This window comes from Sphingobium sp. LF-16, assembly GCF_003711185.1.
GTDB lineage: Bacteria > Pseudomonadota > Alphaproteobacteria > Sphingomonadales > Sphingomonadaceae > Sphingobium > Sphingobium yanoikuyae_A.
Map to the genome: position 1 here is coordinate 3,359,138 of NZ_CP029335.1, position 14,286 is coordinate 3,373,423.

At 67.5% G+C, this 14,286-nt stretch carries 16 protein-coding genes; 8 read left to right on the forward strand and 8 right to left on the reverse strand.

Annotation, left to right across the window (positions count from 1 at the left end; genetic code table 11):
• Positions 1–7: 7 nt before the first annotated feature.
• Positions 8–979, reverse strand: a complete 972-nt coding sequence (locus tag DIZ22_RS15715; protein ID WP_048938141.1) for an NAD(P)H-dependent glycerol-3-phosphate dehydrogenase — start codon at positions 977–979, stop codon at positions 8–10.
• Positions 976–2,010, reverse strand: coding sequence for a tRNA (adenosine(37)-N6)-threonylcarbamoyltransferase complex transferase subunit TsaD (gene tsaD, locus DIZ22_RS15720; RefSeq protein WP_048938168.1), 1,035 nt, complete (start codon positions 2,008–2,010; stop codon positions 976–978). Before tsaD ends, DIZ22_RS15715 begins: the two co-directional genes overlap by 4 nt.
• A gap of 44 nt (positions 2,011–2,054) precedes the next feature.
• Between tsaD and hemC the strand changes: the two genes are divergently transcribed.
• From hemC to DIZ22_RS15740, 4 genes are all read left to right on the forward strand, one after another.
• On the forward strand, positions 2,055–2,981 hold the full coding sequence (hemC, locus tag DIZ22_RS15725; protein WP_048938142.1) for a hydroxymethylbilane synthase: 927 nt from the start codon (positions 2,055–2,057) through the stop codon (positions 2,979–2,981).
• On the forward strand, positions 2,978–3,637 hold the full coding sequence (locus DIZ22_RS15730) for a uroporphyrinogen-III synthase (RefSeq protein WP_048938143.1): 660 nt from the start codon (positions 2,978–2,980) through the stop codon (positions 3,635–3,637). Before hemC ends, DIZ22_RS15730 begins: the two co-directional genes overlap by 4 nt.
• Positions 3,638–3,665: 28 nt before the next feature.
• Positions 3,666–4,538, forward strand: coding sequence for a hypothetical protein (locus DIZ22_RS15735; RefSeq protein ID WP_122928395.1), 873 nt, complete (start codon positions 3,666–3,668; stop codon positions 4,536–4,538).
• Positions 4,539–4,649: 111 nt separating this feature from the next.
• Positions 4,650–5,399 (forward strand): alpha/beta fold hydrolase, encoded by a 750-nt coding sequence (locus DIZ22_RS15740; RefSeq protein WP_048938144.1) that lies wholly within the window; start codon positions 4,650–4,652, stop codon positions 5,397–5,399.
• 4 nt (positions 5,400–5,403) lie between these two features.
• Here DIZ22_RS15740 and DIZ22_RS15745 read toward each other — a convergent pair whose 3' ends face one another.
• The 3 genes from DIZ22_RS15745 to DIZ22_RS15755 all read right to left on the reverse strand — a co-directional run bounded on the left by DIZ22_RS15745 (position 5,404) and on the right by DIZ22_RS15755 (position 8,985).
• A complete protein-coding gene (locus DIZ22_RS15745) occupies positions 5,404–5,853 on the reverse strand; it encodes a hypothetical protein (RefSeq protein WP_037510002.1) in 450 nt (149 codons plus the stop codon).
• Positions 5,854–5,897: 44 nt separating this feature from the next.
• On the reverse strand, positions 5,898–7,232 hold the full coding sequence (gltX, locus tag DIZ22_RS15750) for a glutamate--tRNA ligase (RefSeq protein ID WP_048938145.1): 1,335 nt from the start codon (positions 7,230–7,232) through the stop codon (positions 5,898–5,900).
• A 91-nt stretch (positions 7,233–7,323) separates the two neighbouring features.
• Positions 7,324–8,985 carry an NAD+ synthase gene (locus DIZ22_RS15755; RefSeq protein WP_048938146.1) on the reverse strand — a complete coding sequence of 554 codons (1,662 nt, stop codon included), beginning with the start codon at positions 8,983–8,985 and terminating at the stop codon, positions 7,324–7,326.
• Positions 8,986–9,207: 222 nt separating this feature from the next.
• Between DIZ22_RS15755 and DIZ22_RS15760 the strand changes: the two genes are divergently transcribed.
• Genes DIZ22_RS15760 through DIZ22_RS15770 form a run of 3 tightly spaced genes read left to right on the forward strand, consistent with a single transcriptional unit; the run spans position 9,208 to position 11,916 of the window.
• The gene (locus tag DIZ22_RS15760) at positions 9,208–10,143 is read left to right on the forward strand and encodes a ribose-phosphate pyrophosphokinase (RefSeq protein ID WP_010338670.1); all 936 of its coding nucleotides are present in this window, start codon (positions 9,208–9,210) and stop codon (positions 10,141–10,143) included.
• Between the two features lie 7 nt (positions 10,144–10,150).
• Positions 10,151–11,443, forward strand: coding sequence for an SDR family oxidoreductase (locus DIZ22_RS15765; RefSeq protein ID WP_048938147.1), 1,293 nt, complete (start codon positions 10,151–10,153; stop codon positions 11,441–11,443).
• On the forward strand, positions 11,440–11,916 hold the full coding sequence (locus tag DIZ22_RS15770; RefSeq protein WP_048938148.1) for a DUF2269 domain-containing protein: 477 nt from the start codon (positions 11,440–11,442) through the stop codon (positions 11,914–11,916). The genes DIZ22_RS15765 and DIZ22_RS15770 overlap by 4 nt, the downstream gene beginning before the upstream one ends.
• Here DIZ22_RS15770 and DIZ22_RS15775 read toward each other — a convergent pair.
• Positions 11,913–12,149 carry a hypothetical protein gene (locus tag DIZ22_RS15775; RefSeq protein ID WP_048938149.1) on the reverse strand — a complete coding sequence of 79 codons (237 nt, stop codon included), beginning with the start codon at positions 12,147–12,149 and terminating at the stop codon, positions 11,913–11,915. The two genes, DIZ22_RS15770 and DIZ22_RS15775, sit on opposite strands and share 4 nt — an antisense overlap.
• A 49-nt stretch (positions 12,150–12,198) precedes the next feature.
• Positions 12,199–12,639, reverse strand: coding sequence for a VOC family protein (locus tag DIZ22_RS15780; protein WP_048938150.1), 441 nt, complete (start codon positions 12,637–12,639; stop codon positions 12,199–12,201).
• Between the two features lie 74 nt (positions 12,640–12,713).
• Between DIZ22_RS15780 and hisN the strand changes: the two genes are divergently transcribed.
• Positions 12,714–13,541: a histidinol-phosphatase gene (gene hisN, locus DIZ22_RS15785; RefSeq protein ID WP_048938151.1), complete on the forward strand. Its 828-nt coding sequence runs from the start codon at positions 12,714–12,716 to the stop codon at positions 13,539–13,541.
• Positions 13,542–13,745: 204 nt separating this feature from the next.
• Here the strand turns inward: hisN and DIZ22_RS15790 are convergent, their stop codons facing one another.
• Entirely contained in the window at positions 13,746–14,282 is a 537-nt protein-coding gene (locus tag DIZ22_RS15790; RefSeq protein ID WP_048938152.1) for an O-acetyl-ADP-ribose deacetylase, read from the reverse strand.
• Positions 14,283–14,286 lie beyond the last annotated feature (4 nt).

The window sequence follows — 14,286 nt, forward strand, 5'->3', positions numbered from 1 at the left end:
GCGATGCTTATTCAGGCCGCAGCGGACGCGCCAGCAGCGCGTCGATGACCTGTGCCAATGGTGCGGCGTCGCCGAGCAGGGCGCAGACGGCTTCCACCACCGGCATTTCGACGCCGGCCGCGCGGGCTGCATCGCGCAGCACCGGCGCGGTATGCGCGCCTTCGGCCACGGTGCGACGGTTGGAGAGAAGCTCGGCTGCGCTCTGCCCCTCGCCCAGCCCCTTGCCGAGCGAGAAGTTGCGCGAATTGGTGGAGGAACAGGTGAGGACGAGGTCGCCCAGGCCCGACAGGCCGCCCAGCGTTTCGGCGCGGGCGCCACGCGCCAGGCCGAAGCGGGTCATTTCGGCAAAACCCCGGCTGATCAGCGAGGCGCGCGCATTGAGGCCGAGGCCGGCCCCTTCCGACACGCCGCAGGCGATGGCGAGCACATTCTTGACCGCGCCGCCGATTTCCGCGCCGACGACATCGTCCGACAGATAAGGGCGGAAGGTTGGGCGGGCGATGCGCGCCGCCAGCTTTTCGGCCAGCGCCTGGTCGGCGCAAGCGAAGGTGACGGCGGTCGGCAAGCCCTTTGCCACTTCATGGGCGAAGGTGGGGCCGGAGAGGACGGCGATCGGCGAGCTTGGCTGCGCCTGCGCCGCGACTTCCGACATCAACAGACCGGTGCCCGCCTCTATCCCCTTGGAACAGAGAACCAGCGGCACGCCGGCCGGCGCCTGCGCGACGACGCTGCGCAGATGCTGGGCCGGGCTGACCACCAGAATCAGGTCGCGATCAGCCAGGTCCGACAGGACGCCGGTCGCCCGGATCGAGGGCGAAAGCGGCAGGCCGGGCAGATAGAGCGGATTTTCATGGGCGCCGTTGATCGCGTCGACCACGTCGGCTTCCAGCGCCCAGAGGCGCACATCCTGCCCGTCGGCCGCCAGCAATTGCGCCAGCGCGGTGCCCCAGGCGCCTGCTCCGATGACTCCCGCCTTCATGCCTTCACTCCTGCTCCACGCGCCTTTTCCGCCGTCGGATCGAGCGGCCAGCGCGGCCGGGCGGGGATGGTGAGATCGTCGGTCATGCCCGCAGCATAGCGCTCCGCGCCGGCCCAGGCGATCATCGCCGCATTATCGGTGCAGAGCCACAAGGGCGGCGCGACGAAGGGCAGGCCATGATCCTGCGCCAGCGTGGTCAATGCTCCACGCACCGACTGATTGGCGGCGACGCCGCCAGCCACGACCAGTGCGGTCACGCCTTCGCTCGCGGCGAGCGCGCGGCGAGTGCGGTCGAGCAGGCAGTCGATCACCGCCTGCTGGAAGCTCGCGGCGATATCCTCGACCGCATATTGGCCCGACTGCGCGGCGCGCATCACCGCGCTCTTGAGGCCGGCGAAGGAGAAATGGGGTTCATCGGTGCCGACCAGCGGGCGCGGCAGCGGCACGGCGCGCGGATTGCCCTGCGCTGCCGCCTTTTCCACCGCCGGGCCGCCGGGGAAGCCGAGGCCGAGCAGCTTGGCAGTCTTGTCGAAGGCTTCGCCAGCAGCGTCGTCGATCGTGGTGGCAAGGCGGCGATACTGGCCGACGCCCTCCACCCTGAGCAACTGACAATGGCCGCCTGACACCAGCAGCAGCAGATAGGGGAATTGCAGATTCTGGTCGGCGAGGCGCGGCGAGAGCGCATGCCCCTCCAGATGATTGACCGCGACCAGCGGCTTGCCGCTGGCATGGGCGAGCGCCTTGCCGGTGACGAGGCCGACCATCACGCCGCCGATCAGGCCGGGGCCGGCGGTGGCGGCGATGACATCGACATCGGCCAGCGTCATCTTTGCGTCGGCCAGGGCCGCTTCGACCAGCGGGGCCAATGCCTCGACATGGGCGCGGGCCGCAATTTCGGGCACGACGCCGCCATAGGGACGGTGCGCGTCTTCCTGCGTGGCGAGGCGATGGGCCAATATCTGCCCGTCGGCCGTCACCAGCGCCGCCGCGGTTTCGTCGCAGCTTGATTCCAGGCCGAGGATGATGGTCATTGCCGCTTCCATCTAGTGCCCGTGGCCATTAGAGCAAGCCGCTTATGAAAAGACCCGAACGACCGTTGCGCCTTGGCACCAGGGGATCGCCGCTTGCGCTGGCCCAGGCCCATATGACCGCGCAGGCGCTGCGCGACGCCCATGGCTGGGATCAGGACGCCATCACCACCGTCATCGTCCAGACCAGCGGCGACCGGATCCAGGACCGGGCGCTGGCGGAAATCGGCGGAAAAGCGCTGTGGACCAAGGAACTGGACCGGGCGCTGGCGGAGGGCGAGATCGATTGCGCCGTCCACAGCATGAAGGATGTCGAGACGATCCGGCCCGATGCGATCCGCATTGCCGCGATGCTGCCGCGCGCCGATGTGCGCGACCGGCTGGTCGGCGTGGAAAATTTTGCCGCGCTGCCGCCGCAGCCGATCGTCGGCACCAGTTCGCCGCGCCGTGCCGCGCAGGTGAAGCGGTTACGCCCCGACGCGCAGATCATATTGTTCCGCGGCAATGTCGCCACCCGGCTGGCCAAGCTCGAATCCGGCGAAGCCCATGCAACGTTGCTCGCCGCCGCCGGGCTCGACCGGCTGGGGCAGGCGGACATTGGCGCCACGGTCGAAATCGACACCATGTTGCCGGCGCCGTCGCAGGGGGCCGTCGGCATCGAGACGCTGGCCGACAATGACGACATGCTGGGCTGGCTGGCGGCGATCAACCATCGCGACACGTTCGATTGCGTGATGGCTGAACGCGCGGTGCTGCGGGGCCTGGGCGGCACATGCCATTCGCCGATCGCCGCGCTCGCGCTGCTGGAGGGCGAACAGATTCATCTGCGCGCCGAGATCATCAGCCCGGAAGGGGACGAGACGGTGCGGGACGAGGCACGGCTGGCGCGCGGCGATTTCGACGCAGCCGAGGCGAGCGGCCGGAGCCTGCTGGAACGGGCAAGCCCGGCGCTGCGCAGCCTGTTCGAGGGGTGAGACCGCTTATCATCCTGCGGCCCGCGCCCGGCGCCGGCAGGACGGCGGACAAGGCGATGGCCATGGGGCTGGCGGTGCGGCTGTGTCCGCTGTTCGCGGCCGAGGCGATGACCTGGACGCCGCCACCCGCCGGGGATTTCGATGCGCTGCTGGTGACGAGCGCGCAGACGGTGCGATTCGGCGGGGCCGCGCTGCAGGCCTATCGCGCCTTGCCGACCTATGCCGTGGGCGCGGCGACCGCCGAGGCGCTGCGGGCGGCGGGATTTGCCGATCCGGTCGCGGGGGATGGCGATGCCAGCGCGATCGCCGCGCGGATCGGGGCCGACGGGCTCCGGGCGTTGCTGCATCTGTCGGGCGAGGCGGTGGCGCCGATGGACGCGGGGCCGCTGCGGGTGACGCGCATCCCGGTCTATCGGATGATGCCCCTGCCCTGCGATCCGCTGGACCTGAGCGGCGGCGTGCTGCTGGTCCATTCTGCGGCGGCCGGCGCCCGGCTGGCGGAGATATTAGCCGAAAATCAGCGCGCAACCAGCGACGTGGTGGCGATAAGTCCGGCGGCGCTTGCCGCCTGCGGCAGCGGATGGCGCAGCGCGCAGGCCGCCGATGCGCCCAATGATGCGGCGGTACTGGCCCTCGCCCGTCGATTGTGCGAATGAAACCGCGGTCGCAAACGAGAGAGACTTGATGAACGAGCAGGAGAGTGTGGAAATTCAGCAGGAAACGCCGCCGCCCGCGCGCCGACGCACATCCTGGCTGACGCCCGTGCTGCTGCTGTTCGCGTTTCTGATCGGCATCGGCGTCACCATCTGGGCGATGCCGCAGATCGAACGGCGCTGGGGCAAGGACGAGGCGGCGACGCCCGCCCTGCCTGCGCCGCTGCTGGGCAGCAACGCCATCCCGTCGGGCCGTCCGCTGACGGCGGATGCCGCGCAGATGCTCGACGCCCGCGTGATCCAGCTGGAGGAGCGGCTCAACCGCATCACCGTCGAGGCACAGGCCGCGTCGGGCAATGCCGCGCGCGCCGAAGGGCTGCTGGTCGCCTTTGCCGCCCGCCGCGCGCTCGATACCGGCGCCCCGCTCGGCTATGTCGAGGGGCAGTTGCGGCTGCGTTTCGGCCAGGCCCAGCCCCGCGCCGTCGCCACCATCATCAACGCCGCGCGCGAGCCGGTGACGCTGGCCGACCTGCGCGCCGGCCTGGTCGATGTCGCCGACCGCGTCACATCGCCGCCGGCCGATGCCAGCTGGTGGGACAGTTTCGAGCATGAGGCGCGCGAGCTGATCATCATCCGCAAATCCTCCACCCCCTCGCCGCGGCCGCACATGGCGATGCAGCGGGCGCTGCGCTACATCGACGCCAGCCGGGTCGGCGCGGCGCTGGCCGAGGTAGAGCGCATGCCCGATCGCGCTGCGGCCGATCGCTGGATGCAATATGCCCGCCGCTATCTGGAGGCGCGCCGGGCGCTCGACCTGATTGAGACGGCGGCGATATTGGAGCCGCGCCAGCTGCGCACGACCGAGGGCGCCAGCGTCGCCCAGACATCGCCCCTCGCCCCCTGAGCTTCATTTCCTGAGACACACCGTTCATCGCTTGCGATGAAACCCATGGACGCACCCTGCGTTTGTCACGAGAATGTCACCTTTCCCGCCCGGTTCAGGACAATATCTCTCGTGCCACCCTATGCCGATGCCATTGCCAGCTTCTGGAAGGGCCGCCTTGCCAGCGGTCCGCGTGCGTCCGCGCGTCCGTCGCTGTCGCATCTGCTGGGCAATGCCTCGGTGCCGTTCGACATCAACCGGACCAAGGCCCAGGCCGAACAACTGAGCCGCGCGATTCGCGGCGACGGGCGGCATATATTGCTGGTGCCCGGCCTGATGGCGTCGGAACATCGGATGGAGCCGCTGCGCGCGATCCTGAACGCCGCCGGCTATCAGGCGCATGGCTGGGACATGGGGCGCAATTTCGGGCCGCGCGCCGATACGCTGGAGAAGATCGACGCCCGCGTCGATGCGATCCGCCGGACAAGCGGCAAGCCGGTGACTTTGGTCGGCTGGAGCCTGGGCGGCCTTTATGCGCGCGAATATGCCAAGTTCGCGCGATCCAAGGTCGGCGGCGTGGTGACGATGGGCACGCCCTTTTCCGGCGATCCGCGCGCCAACCATGCCTGGCGCCTCTATCAACTGGTGTCGGGCTTCCCGGTCGACACGCCGCCCTTCCCCTGCACCCGCGAGGAGAAGCCGCCGGTGCCGACCGTCGCGCTCTGGTCGCAGCGTGACGGCGTGATCCTGCCCGAATGCGCAAGGGGCCGAGCGGGCGAGCGCGACCGCGCGATCGAGGTCGACTGCACCCATATGGGCTTCGCCGCCGCGCCGGAGGGGATCTTGGCCGTCGGCAAGGCGCTGGAGATGATGGCCGCCTGAGCGGTCAGTAACGGACTGGTTCACCCTCCACCGTCAGCAGGCTGGGATCGGTCAGCCGCACATGGGTTTGATAATAATATTTGTCGGTTGGCCGGCCATCCGCCAGAAAATGAATTTTCACCCGCTTCGCTTCGCCGCGGACCGCGATGGTCTTGCCCGTCAGATATTGATCGAGTTCCGCGCCGAAACGCTGTGCCAGTGCATCGGCCATGGCACCGGGAATGGCGATCGTCAGGTTGCGGGGATCGCGATAATCCTGCTGAGAATTAAGATAGAACCAGCCGCCCTGGCGCCCAGTGGCGCGGACAGGCAGTTCGAACACCCCCTTCACCCCATCGGGGGCGACAGCCGCGGCATTCATCACCGCCTGTTCGGGAAAGATATTATAGGAAGCAGACGGCGCTGCGGCTCCCATGAGCAGCAGGCCGGACGACAGGATGAGAGCATAACGCATCAGGCTGGCCTCCAGAATGGTCCGGTCCGGCCAGCCTAACCCGATCAATCGGCCACCGCCAGCCTCTTCAACGCTTCTTCCCGGCCGATCAGCGGCAGGAGCTGGCCCATGTCGGGGCCGTGGTCCAGGCCCGTGAGGGCGCGGCGCAGGGGTTGGAACAGGGTCTTGCCCTTGCGGCCGGTTTCTTCCTTGAGCGCGCCGGTCAGCGTGCGCCAGATGTCGGCGTCGAAGGGGACGGCGGACAGGATGCGATGGGCGGCGGCGAGGAAATCGTGGTCCTCTTCCGCCGCTTCGGGTGCCGCGATCGGGCCGGTGACGATCTGCCACCAAGCGGTGGCGCCCGCCACCGTCTCCAGATTGGGGCGGATCGCGGCCCAGGCGGCGGCGTCCATGCCCGCGGGCAGGCGGTCGGCAACCGCTTCATAAGGAAGCGCGTGGACGATCTTCTGGTTGAGGCTGGCCAGTTCGGCTTCATCGAAGCGCGCGGGGGCACGGCCGAAATGGGCGAAGTCGAACGTCTCGATCAGCGGCGTACGATCCGCAAAGGGCTCGATCGGCTGCGAGCTGCCGAGGCGGGCGAGCAGTGAGGCGATCGCGGCCGGCTCCAGCCCGATCTCGCGAAAATGGGCGACGCCGAGCGAGCCGAGGCGCTTGGACAGCTTGCCCTCGCTGCCGGTCAGCAGCGCTTCATGCGCGAAGGCGGGGAGCGGTGCGCCGAGCGCGGTGAACATCTGGATCTGGGTCGCGGTGTTGGAGACATGGTCCTCGCCGCGCAGCACATGGGTGACGCCCATGTCGACATCGTCGATGACCGAGGGGAGCATGTAGAGCCATGAGCCGTCGGCGCGGCGGATCACCGGGTCGGACAGCAATTTGGGGTCGAAGCGCTGCTCGCCCCGGATCAGGTCGGTCCAGACGATCGGCTGGTCATGGTCGAGCTTGAAGCGCCAGTGCGGCGTGCGCCCTTCGGCCTCATAGGCAGCGATCTGGTCCGGGGTCAGCGACAGGGCGGCGCGATCATAGACCGGCGGCAGGCCGCGGCCCAGCAGCACCTTGCGGCGCAGCTCCAGCTCCTGCTGGGTTTCATAGGCGGGGTAGACATGGCCCGAGGCCTTGAGCGCCGCGAACCGCGCTTCATAGAGAGCGAAGCGTTCGGACTGTTTTTCCTCGCCGTCCCAGTCGAGGCCGAGCCAACGCAGATCAGCCTTGATCGATTCCGCATATTCGGGGCGCGAGCGCTCCAGGTCGGTGTCGTCGAGGCGCAGCAGGAATTGGCCACCGGACTTGCGCGCCCACAGCCAATTGTGGAGCGCGGCGCGGATATTGCCGACATGGAGATGGCCGGTCGGCGATGGTGCGAAGCGGGTGATGACAGTCATATCTTTATTTCCAAACCCGTGCGCCCCGAACGAAGGGGCTTCGCCATGCTCAGCCTGCCCTTCGACTTCGCTCAGGGCGAACGGATGTTACTTATACGCTGCGGAAGGCGTTGGTGATCGGGTAGCGGCGGTCGCGGCCGAAATTGCGGATGCCCAGCTTCACACCGGGCGGCGACTGGCGACGCTTATATTCGGCGATGTAGAGCAGATGCTCGATCCGGGTGACGACCACCTTGTCGAAGCCGCGCTCGACCAGCTGGGCCACCGACAATTCCTCTTCGACCAGGCCATAGAGGATCGGGTCCAGCACCTCATAGGGCGGCAGGCTGTCCTCATCCTTCTGATTGTCGCGCAGTTCGGCGCTGGGCGGCTTGGTGATGACGCGTTCGGGCATCACCGGGCCGGCCGGGCCAAAGCCTTCGCCGAGCGAGGGCATATTGTCGTTGCGCCAGCGGCAGAGGTCGAACACCGTCGTCTTGTAGGCGTCCTTCAGCACCGAATAGCCGCCCGCCATGTCGCCATAGATGGTGGCATAGCCGACCGACATCTCGCTCTTGTTGCCGGTGGTCAGCAGCATATGGCCGAACTTGTTGGAGAGCGCCATCAGCGTGAGGCCGCGAATGCGCGACTGGATATTCTCTTCGGTGAGGTCGCGCGCCTTGCCCTCGAACACCGGGGCCAGCATGGTGTCGAAGGCGGCAACCGCCGGCTCGATCGGGATGGTGTCATAGCGAACGCCGAGCAGGCGGGCGCATTCGACCGCATCGTCCAGGCTTTCCTGGCTGGTGAAGCGCGAGGGCATCATCACGCACCAGACCCGGTCGGCGCCCAACGCATCGACCGCGACGGCGGCGGACAAAGCGGAATCGATGCCGCCCGACAGGCCCAGCACGACGCCGGGGAAGCGGTTGCGGTTCACATAGTCGCGCAGGCCCAAGACCATCGCATTATAGATGTCGGCCGGGCGCGGATCGAGTGCATGACGCTCGCCGGGCAGGCAGACCCACTGGCCGTCCCATTTCTCCCACTGGGTCAGCACCAGCTTTTCTTCCCAGTCGGGCAGTTGCTGGGCGATGGAGAGGTCGCCGTTCATGACGAAGGAGGCGCCGTCGAACACCAGTTCGTCCTGGCCGCCGACACGGTTGAGATAGACGAGCGGCAGGCCGGTTTCGCGCACGCGGGTGCCGGCGACGACGTTCAGGCGGCGATCATCCTTGTCGACCTCGAACGGGCTGCCATTGGGGCTGATGAGGATTTCCGCGCCCTCGGCCCGCAAATGGGCAGTGACGAAGGGGAACCAGATATCCTCGCAGATCGGCACGCCGATCTTCACGCCGCGAAACGTGATCGGCGCGGGCAGCGGGCCGGGGGCGAACAGGCGCTTTTCGTCGAAGGTGCCGTAATTGGGCAGTTCGCGCTTCTGGCGGATCGCGGTGACGGCGCCATTTTCGATCAGGGCGACGACGTTGAACAGCACGCCCTGCGACGCGACGACGGTGCCGACCAGCATCGCCGGGCCGCCATCGGCGCTTTCCTGCGCCAGCCGGTCGAGATGATAATTGGCCTGGTCAAGCAGCGCGGGCTTGAGCACCAGATCCTCGGGCGGATAGCCGATCAGTTGCAGTTCGGGAAAGACGATCAGGTCCGCGCCCCTGGCGCGGGCGCGCCATTCCAGCATGGCGTCGGCATTGGCCCGCGGGTCGCCCATGGTCTGGGTCATCTGGGCGAGCGCGATCACGAGTTTGTCGGTCATGCACCGCGCCCTAGAGCATTTTGCCTATTTGCGAAAATGCTCTGTTTTCCGATGCCGCATTTTCGAACCGAACACCCGCTTCGCGCGTGTTCTGAAAATGCGGGGGCCATTTTGTCGCAGGGCGCAAAAGCGCCTTTCCACATGGGACATGCGCCGCTAAAGGGGCCGCGTTTCGCGCATCGTCATCAATTCGTCACGCCAATTAGCCTGGGGATTTTCGCCATGAAACTCATGACCGGCAATTCGAACAAGCCGCTCGCGGCCGCCATCGCCGACTATATCGAAATCCCCCTGACCGAGGCCAGCGTCCGCCGCTTTGCCGACGAAGAAGTTTTCGTGGAAATTCATGAGAATGTCCGCGGCGAAGACGTGTTCGTGATCCAGTCGACGGCCTATCCGACCAACGACAATCTGATGGAATTGCTGATCATGATCGATGCGCTCAAGCGCGCGTCGGCCAAGCGAATCACTGCCGTCGTTCCCTATTTCGGCTATGCCCGCCAGGACCGTAAGCCCGGCCCGCGCACGCCGATCAGCGCCAAGCTAGTCGCCAACCTGATCACCACCGCCGGCGCCGATCGCGTCCTGTCGGTCGATCTTCATGCCGGCCAGATCCAGGGCTTCTTCGACATCCCGACCGACAATCTGTTCGGCGCCCCGGTGATGTCGGCCGATATCCAGGCGCGTTTCGGCGACAAGAATATCATGGTCGTGTCGCCCGACGTCGGCGGCGTGGTGCGCGCCCGTGCGCTCGCCAAGCGGCTCGACAACGCGCCGCTGGCGATCGTCGACAAGCGTCGTGAACGCGCCGGCGAGTCGGAAGTGATGAACATCATCGGCGACGTGAAGGGCCGTTTCTGCATCCTGATCGACGATATCGTCGATTCGGCCGGCACGCTGTGCAACGCCGCCGCCGCGCTGAAGGCGCAGGGCGCCGAGGAAGTCGTCGCCTATGTCAGCCATGGCGTGCTGTCGGGCGGCGCAGTCGCCCGCGTCGAGGCATCGGAACTGCTGGAACTGGTCATCACCGACTCGATCCAGGGCACCGACGCGGTGAACGATGCCAAGCGCATCCGCCACCTGCCGATCGCCCCGCTGCTGGGCGAAGCGATCAAGCGCATCGCGGACGAAAGCTCCGTTTCTAGCCTGTTCGACTAAGACGCGCATGCGCGTCCTGCTGGTTGGGGCCTATGGCTTCATCGGCAGCGGGATTGCGCGCGCGCTGATCGCGGCGGGGCATGAGGTCATCGGCCTGGGCCGGTCCGAACGGACCGCCCGCCGCCTCTTCCCCGCCCTGTCCTGGCATTTCGCCGACCTCAACCACATGACCCAGCCGGCCGACTGGGCCACGGCGCTGCACGGCGTCGACGCCGTGGTCAATGCCAGCGGCGCGTTGCAGAGCGGCGGCGGCGAACGGCTGGAGGCGATCCAGGGCGCCAGCATCGCCGCGCTGATCGACGCCTGCGCCGCGCAGGGCATTGCCCGCTTCATCCAAATTTCCGCGCCCGGCGCCACGGCAAAGGACGCCAGCCCCTTCCTGTCGACCAAGGCGGTGGCCGACGATCATCTGCGCGCGTCCGCGCTGCACTGGGCGATCCTGCGCCCCGGTCTGGTGATCGGCCGCAATGCCTATGGCGGCACGTTGCTGATCCGGGCGCTGGCGGCGATGCCGCTGCGGCTGTTCAGCGTCCATGGCGACAGCCGCATCCAGAGCGTCGCGCTGGACGATGTGGCGCAGGCGGTGGTCTGCTGCCTGGCGCCCGACGCGCCGCGCGCAATCGACATCGACCTGGTCGAGCGTGAGGCATCGACGCTGGACGCCATTATCGTCGCCCATCGCCGCTGGCTGGGGATTGCGCCCGTTCCGGTTATCGCCCTGCCCGGCCGGATCGCCACGCCGGTCAGCGCGGTCGCCGACCTGCTTGGCCATCTGGGCTGGCGATCGCCGCTGCGCAGCACCGCCATGGCCATGATCGCGCGCGACGTGACCGGCGCGCCGGAAGGCGGCGAGGCGCTGCTGGGCCGGCCGCTGCTGACGCTGGACCAGATATTGGCGCGCCACCCATCGGGGCTGCAGGATCGCTCGCAGGCGCGGCTGATGCTGCTGATGCCGTGCCTAGTGGCGGCGCTGTCGCTGCTGTTCCTGCTGTCGGGGCTGGTCGGCCTCGCCCGGCTGGACACGGTGGCCGGCGAATTGCAGGGGACGCCGGTCGCAGGAGTCGCCATGGCGCTGAGTATCGCCGGCAGCGTCGCCGACCTACTGCTGGGCGCGGCAATCCTGGTGCGGCGTTGGGCGCAGCGCGCGGTGCTGGGCATGGCTGGACTGACTGCCGCCTATCTGGTCATGGGCAGCTGGGTGCGGCCGGACATGTGGGTCGATCCGCTGGCGCCGCTGGCCAAGGCACTGGTGGTGATGATCGCCGCGCTGATCACCCATATACTGCTGGAGGAACGATGAGCGATGTCCTGATCCTGGCGCTGCGCTGGGCCCATGTGCTGGGCGCCTGCGTACTGATCGGCACCGGGGCGGGCATCGCCTTCTTCATGCTGATGGCACACCGCACCGGCGACGCGCGGGTGATCGCGGCGGTCGCACGGATCGTGGTGATCGCCGACATGCTCTTCACCGCCAGCGCAGTGGTGGTGCAGCCGATTACCGGGCTGGCGCTGGCCCACGGGCTCGGCTGGCCGCTCGACACGCCCTGGCTGCTGCTGTCGGTTGCGCTCTATCTGCTGATCGGCGCCTTCTGGCTGCCGGTGCTGTGGATGCAGGCGCGGATGCGCGACCTGGCGGCAGCCGCCGTCGCCGGCGGTGATTCGCTACCATCCGCCTATCATCGACTTTTCCGCTGGTGGTTCGCCTTCGGCTTTCCCGCCTTTGGCGCGATTCTGGCGATCGTCTGGCTGATGCTGGCGCGCCCGGCGCTTTAATGCGTCGGGAACAGGATGATCGGCAGGGCGAAGACCAGCGCCAGGCCGGAGACGATGCGCTGGCCGCGCGAGACGCCCAGCGGCAGTTCGCGCCATACCATCGGGCAGGCGAGCAGGGCGAAGACGACGAGGATGTTGGAGATCGTCACCGATCCGCCGATCGGCATGTCCTGCCGCAGCGCGAGGCCCGCGAACAGGCAGATGAAGCTCAAGATCCAGCCAACCAGCGCCATGACGGCCCCCTTTCTTCCGGGAGGCTAGAACGGCACGGTTTCCAAAAGCTTAATCGCCCTCTTCGGGGATCGGCTTCCAGGGGTCATAGCTGCCGAAGCTCCAGACATTTCCTTCAGGGTCGAGCGCGGTATAGCCGCGCCCCGGATAGCCCGGATTGTCATGCGGTTCGTCGACCACCACCGCGCCTTCGTTGCGGGCATGGAGGCAATGGGCATCGACATCGGGCACGACCATATAGACGCAGGCGGTGATGCCGCCGAGGTCGCGCACCGTCGACCAAGTGTAGAGCGACTCGCCCTCCATATCCTTGACGCTGCCCAGCATCACCATGCCCTCGCCCAGGACAAGCTGGGCATGATGGATGATGCCGTTGTCGAGATCGTCGGGATAGACGGCGTGCCGCTCGAAACCGAAGGCGGCGCACAGGAAATCGATGGCGGCGGGCGCATCGGCATAGCGCAGGCACGGGATGACGGGTGAACCGGGCATCTTTCCTCTCCCCTTCGGTGAATCGGGTCGCTCCTGTCTAGCCTATCGCGCCCCGACCGGCTAGGCGAAGGGGCATGACGACCCGCGATGACCTGGCCCTTGCCAACCGCCTTGCCGACGCCGCCGGCGCCGCCATCCGTCCCTTTTTCCGCGCGCGCTACGATCTGGAGATCAAGGCCGACAAGTCGCCGGTGACGGAGGCCGACCGCGCCGCCGAAGCCGCGATCCGCGCGATCCTGGAAAAGGAACGGCCGGACGACGGCATCATCGGCGAGGAATATGGTTCGGTTCGCACCGATGCCGAGCGGGTGTGGATTCTCGATCCGATCGACGGCACGCGCAGCTTCATCGCCGGGCGGCCGATCTTCGGCACGCTGATCGCGCTGACGCAGGCGGGTTGGCCGACGATCGGCATCATCGACCAGCCGATCGCGCAGGAACGCTGGGCCGGGATGAGTGGTCAGCCCACAACCTTCAACGGCAAGCCGGTGCGCACCCGCGCGTGCAAGGCGCTGGAGGGCGCCGGCATCGCCACCACCAGCCCGCATCTGTTCGCCGAGGGCGACGTGCCCCATTATATGGCGCTGGTCGGCGCAGTATCGGGCGGGGCGCCGCGCCAGGGGCCGGTCTATGGCGGCGACTGCTATAATTACGGCCTGCTGGCGTCGGGCTTCCTCGACATCGTCATCGAATCCGGGCTGCAAAGCTATGACTTCGCCGCTTTGGTGCCGGTGGTCGAGGGCGCGGGCGGCCTGATGTGCGACTGGAATGGCGAACCGCTGACCGCCGACAGCGAAGGCCATGTGCTGGCACTGGGCGATCCCGCGCGGCTGGAGGATGTGCTGGAAGCGATCCACGGCGCGGGTGATGGGCATGACCATGGGCATCATCACGATCATTGAGGCGCCTGCAAGCGACCAAGAGCGGTCGTTCCTCCCCGGCACGGGGAGTTCAATGGAGACACGCGTCTCCATTGAACAGGCGCGGAGCGCCTGACGGAGGGGCAAGTGTCTATTGGTACTACGCTATCCGGCCTGTGCCCCTCCACCACTCGCTACGCGAGCGGTCCCCCTCCCCGTGCCGGGGAGGAATGTCTTGTTCACACCCTAATCCCCCGCCACAGCATCCCTGACAGCGGCGTCGTAGAGAGCGCGATTGTCTTCGTCGAAGCAGACGAAGAGGATATGGTCGAAGGCATCGGGATCGCGGCGCAGCGCTTCCGCCACGGCGCGGGCGGCAACCTTGGCGGCTTGCGCCCTGGGATAGCCATAGACGCCGGTCGAGATCGCCGGGAAGGCGACCCTGCGTAGGCCATGATGGCGGGCGAGCGACAGGCTGTGGCTGTAGCAGCTGGCGAGCAGGTCGCGCTCGCCCTGATTGCCGCCCTGCCAGACCGGGCCGACGGTGTGGATGATATAGCGGGCCGGCAACCGGTAGCAGCGCGTGATCCGCGCCTCCCCGGTCGGGCAGCAGCCAATGCCCCTACATTCCTCCAGCAGCTCCGGCCCGGCGGCGCGGTGGATCGCGCCATCCACGCCGCCACCGCCGAGCAGGCTGTTATTGGCGGCGTTGACGATCGCGTCGACCGCGCAACGGGTGATGTCGCCCGTCACCACGTCCCAGCGCGTCGTCCCGACCATCATAGCC

Bases quoted from the DNA above. Each gene is read 5' to 3' on its own strand.
- hisN (WP_048938151.1), top strand. From the start codon at position 12,714: ATGACGACCCGCGATGACCTGGCCCTTGCCAACCGCCTTGCCGACGCC.
- DIZ22_RS15715 (WP_048938141.1), bottom strand. From the start codon at position 979: ATGAAGGCGGGAGTCATCGGAGCAGGCGCCTGGGGCACCGCGCTGGCG.
- DIZ22_RS15755 (WP_048938146.1), bottom strand. From the start codon at position 8,985: ATGACCGACAAACTCGTGATCGCGCTCGCCCAGATGACCCAGACCATG.
- DIZ22_RS15770 (WP_048938148.1), top strand. From the start codon at position 11,440: ATGAGCGATGTCCTGATCCTGGCGCTGCGCTGGGCCCATGTGCTGGGC.
- hemC (WP_048938142.1), top strand. From the start codon at position 2,055: ATGAAAAGACCCGAACGACCGTTGCGCCTTGGCACCAGGGGATCGCCG.
- DIZ22_RS15775 (WP_048938149.1), bottom strand. From the start codon at position 12,149: ATGGCGCTGGTTGGCTGGATCTTGAGCTTCATCTGCCTGTTCGCGGGC.
- DIZ22_RS15760 (WP_010338670.1), top strand. From the start codon at position 9,208: ATGAAACTCATGACCGGCAATTCGAACAAGCCGCTCGCGGCCGCCATC.
- gltX (WP_048938145.1), bottom strand. From the start codon at position 7,232: ATGACTGTCATCACCCGCTTCGCACCATCGCCGACCGGCCATCTCCAT.
- DIZ22_RS15765 (WP_048938147.1), top strand. From the start codon at position 10,151: ATGCGCGTCCTGCTGGTTGGGGCCTATGGCTTCATCGGCAGCGGGATT.
- DIZ22_RS15745 (WP_037510002.1), bottom strand. From the start codon at position 5,853: ATGCGTTATGCTCTCATCCTGTCGTCCGGCCTGCTGCTCATGGGAGCC.
- DIZ22_RS15780 (WP_048938150.1), bottom strand. From the start codon at position 12,639: ATGCCCGGTTCACCCGTCATCCCGTGCCTGCGCTATGCCGATGCGCCC.
- DIZ22_RS15790 (WP_048938152.1), bottom strand. From the start codon at position 14,282: ATGATGGTCGGGACGACGCGCTGGGACGTGGTGACGGGCGACATCACC.
- DIZ22_RS15735 (WP_122928395.1), top strand. From the start codon at position 3,666: ATGAACGAGCAGGAGAGTGTGGAAATTCAGCAGGAAACGCCGCCGCCC.
- tsaD (WP_048938168.1), bottom strand. From the start codon at position 2,010: ATGACCATCATCCTCGGCCTGGAATCAAGCTGCGACGAAACCGCGGCG.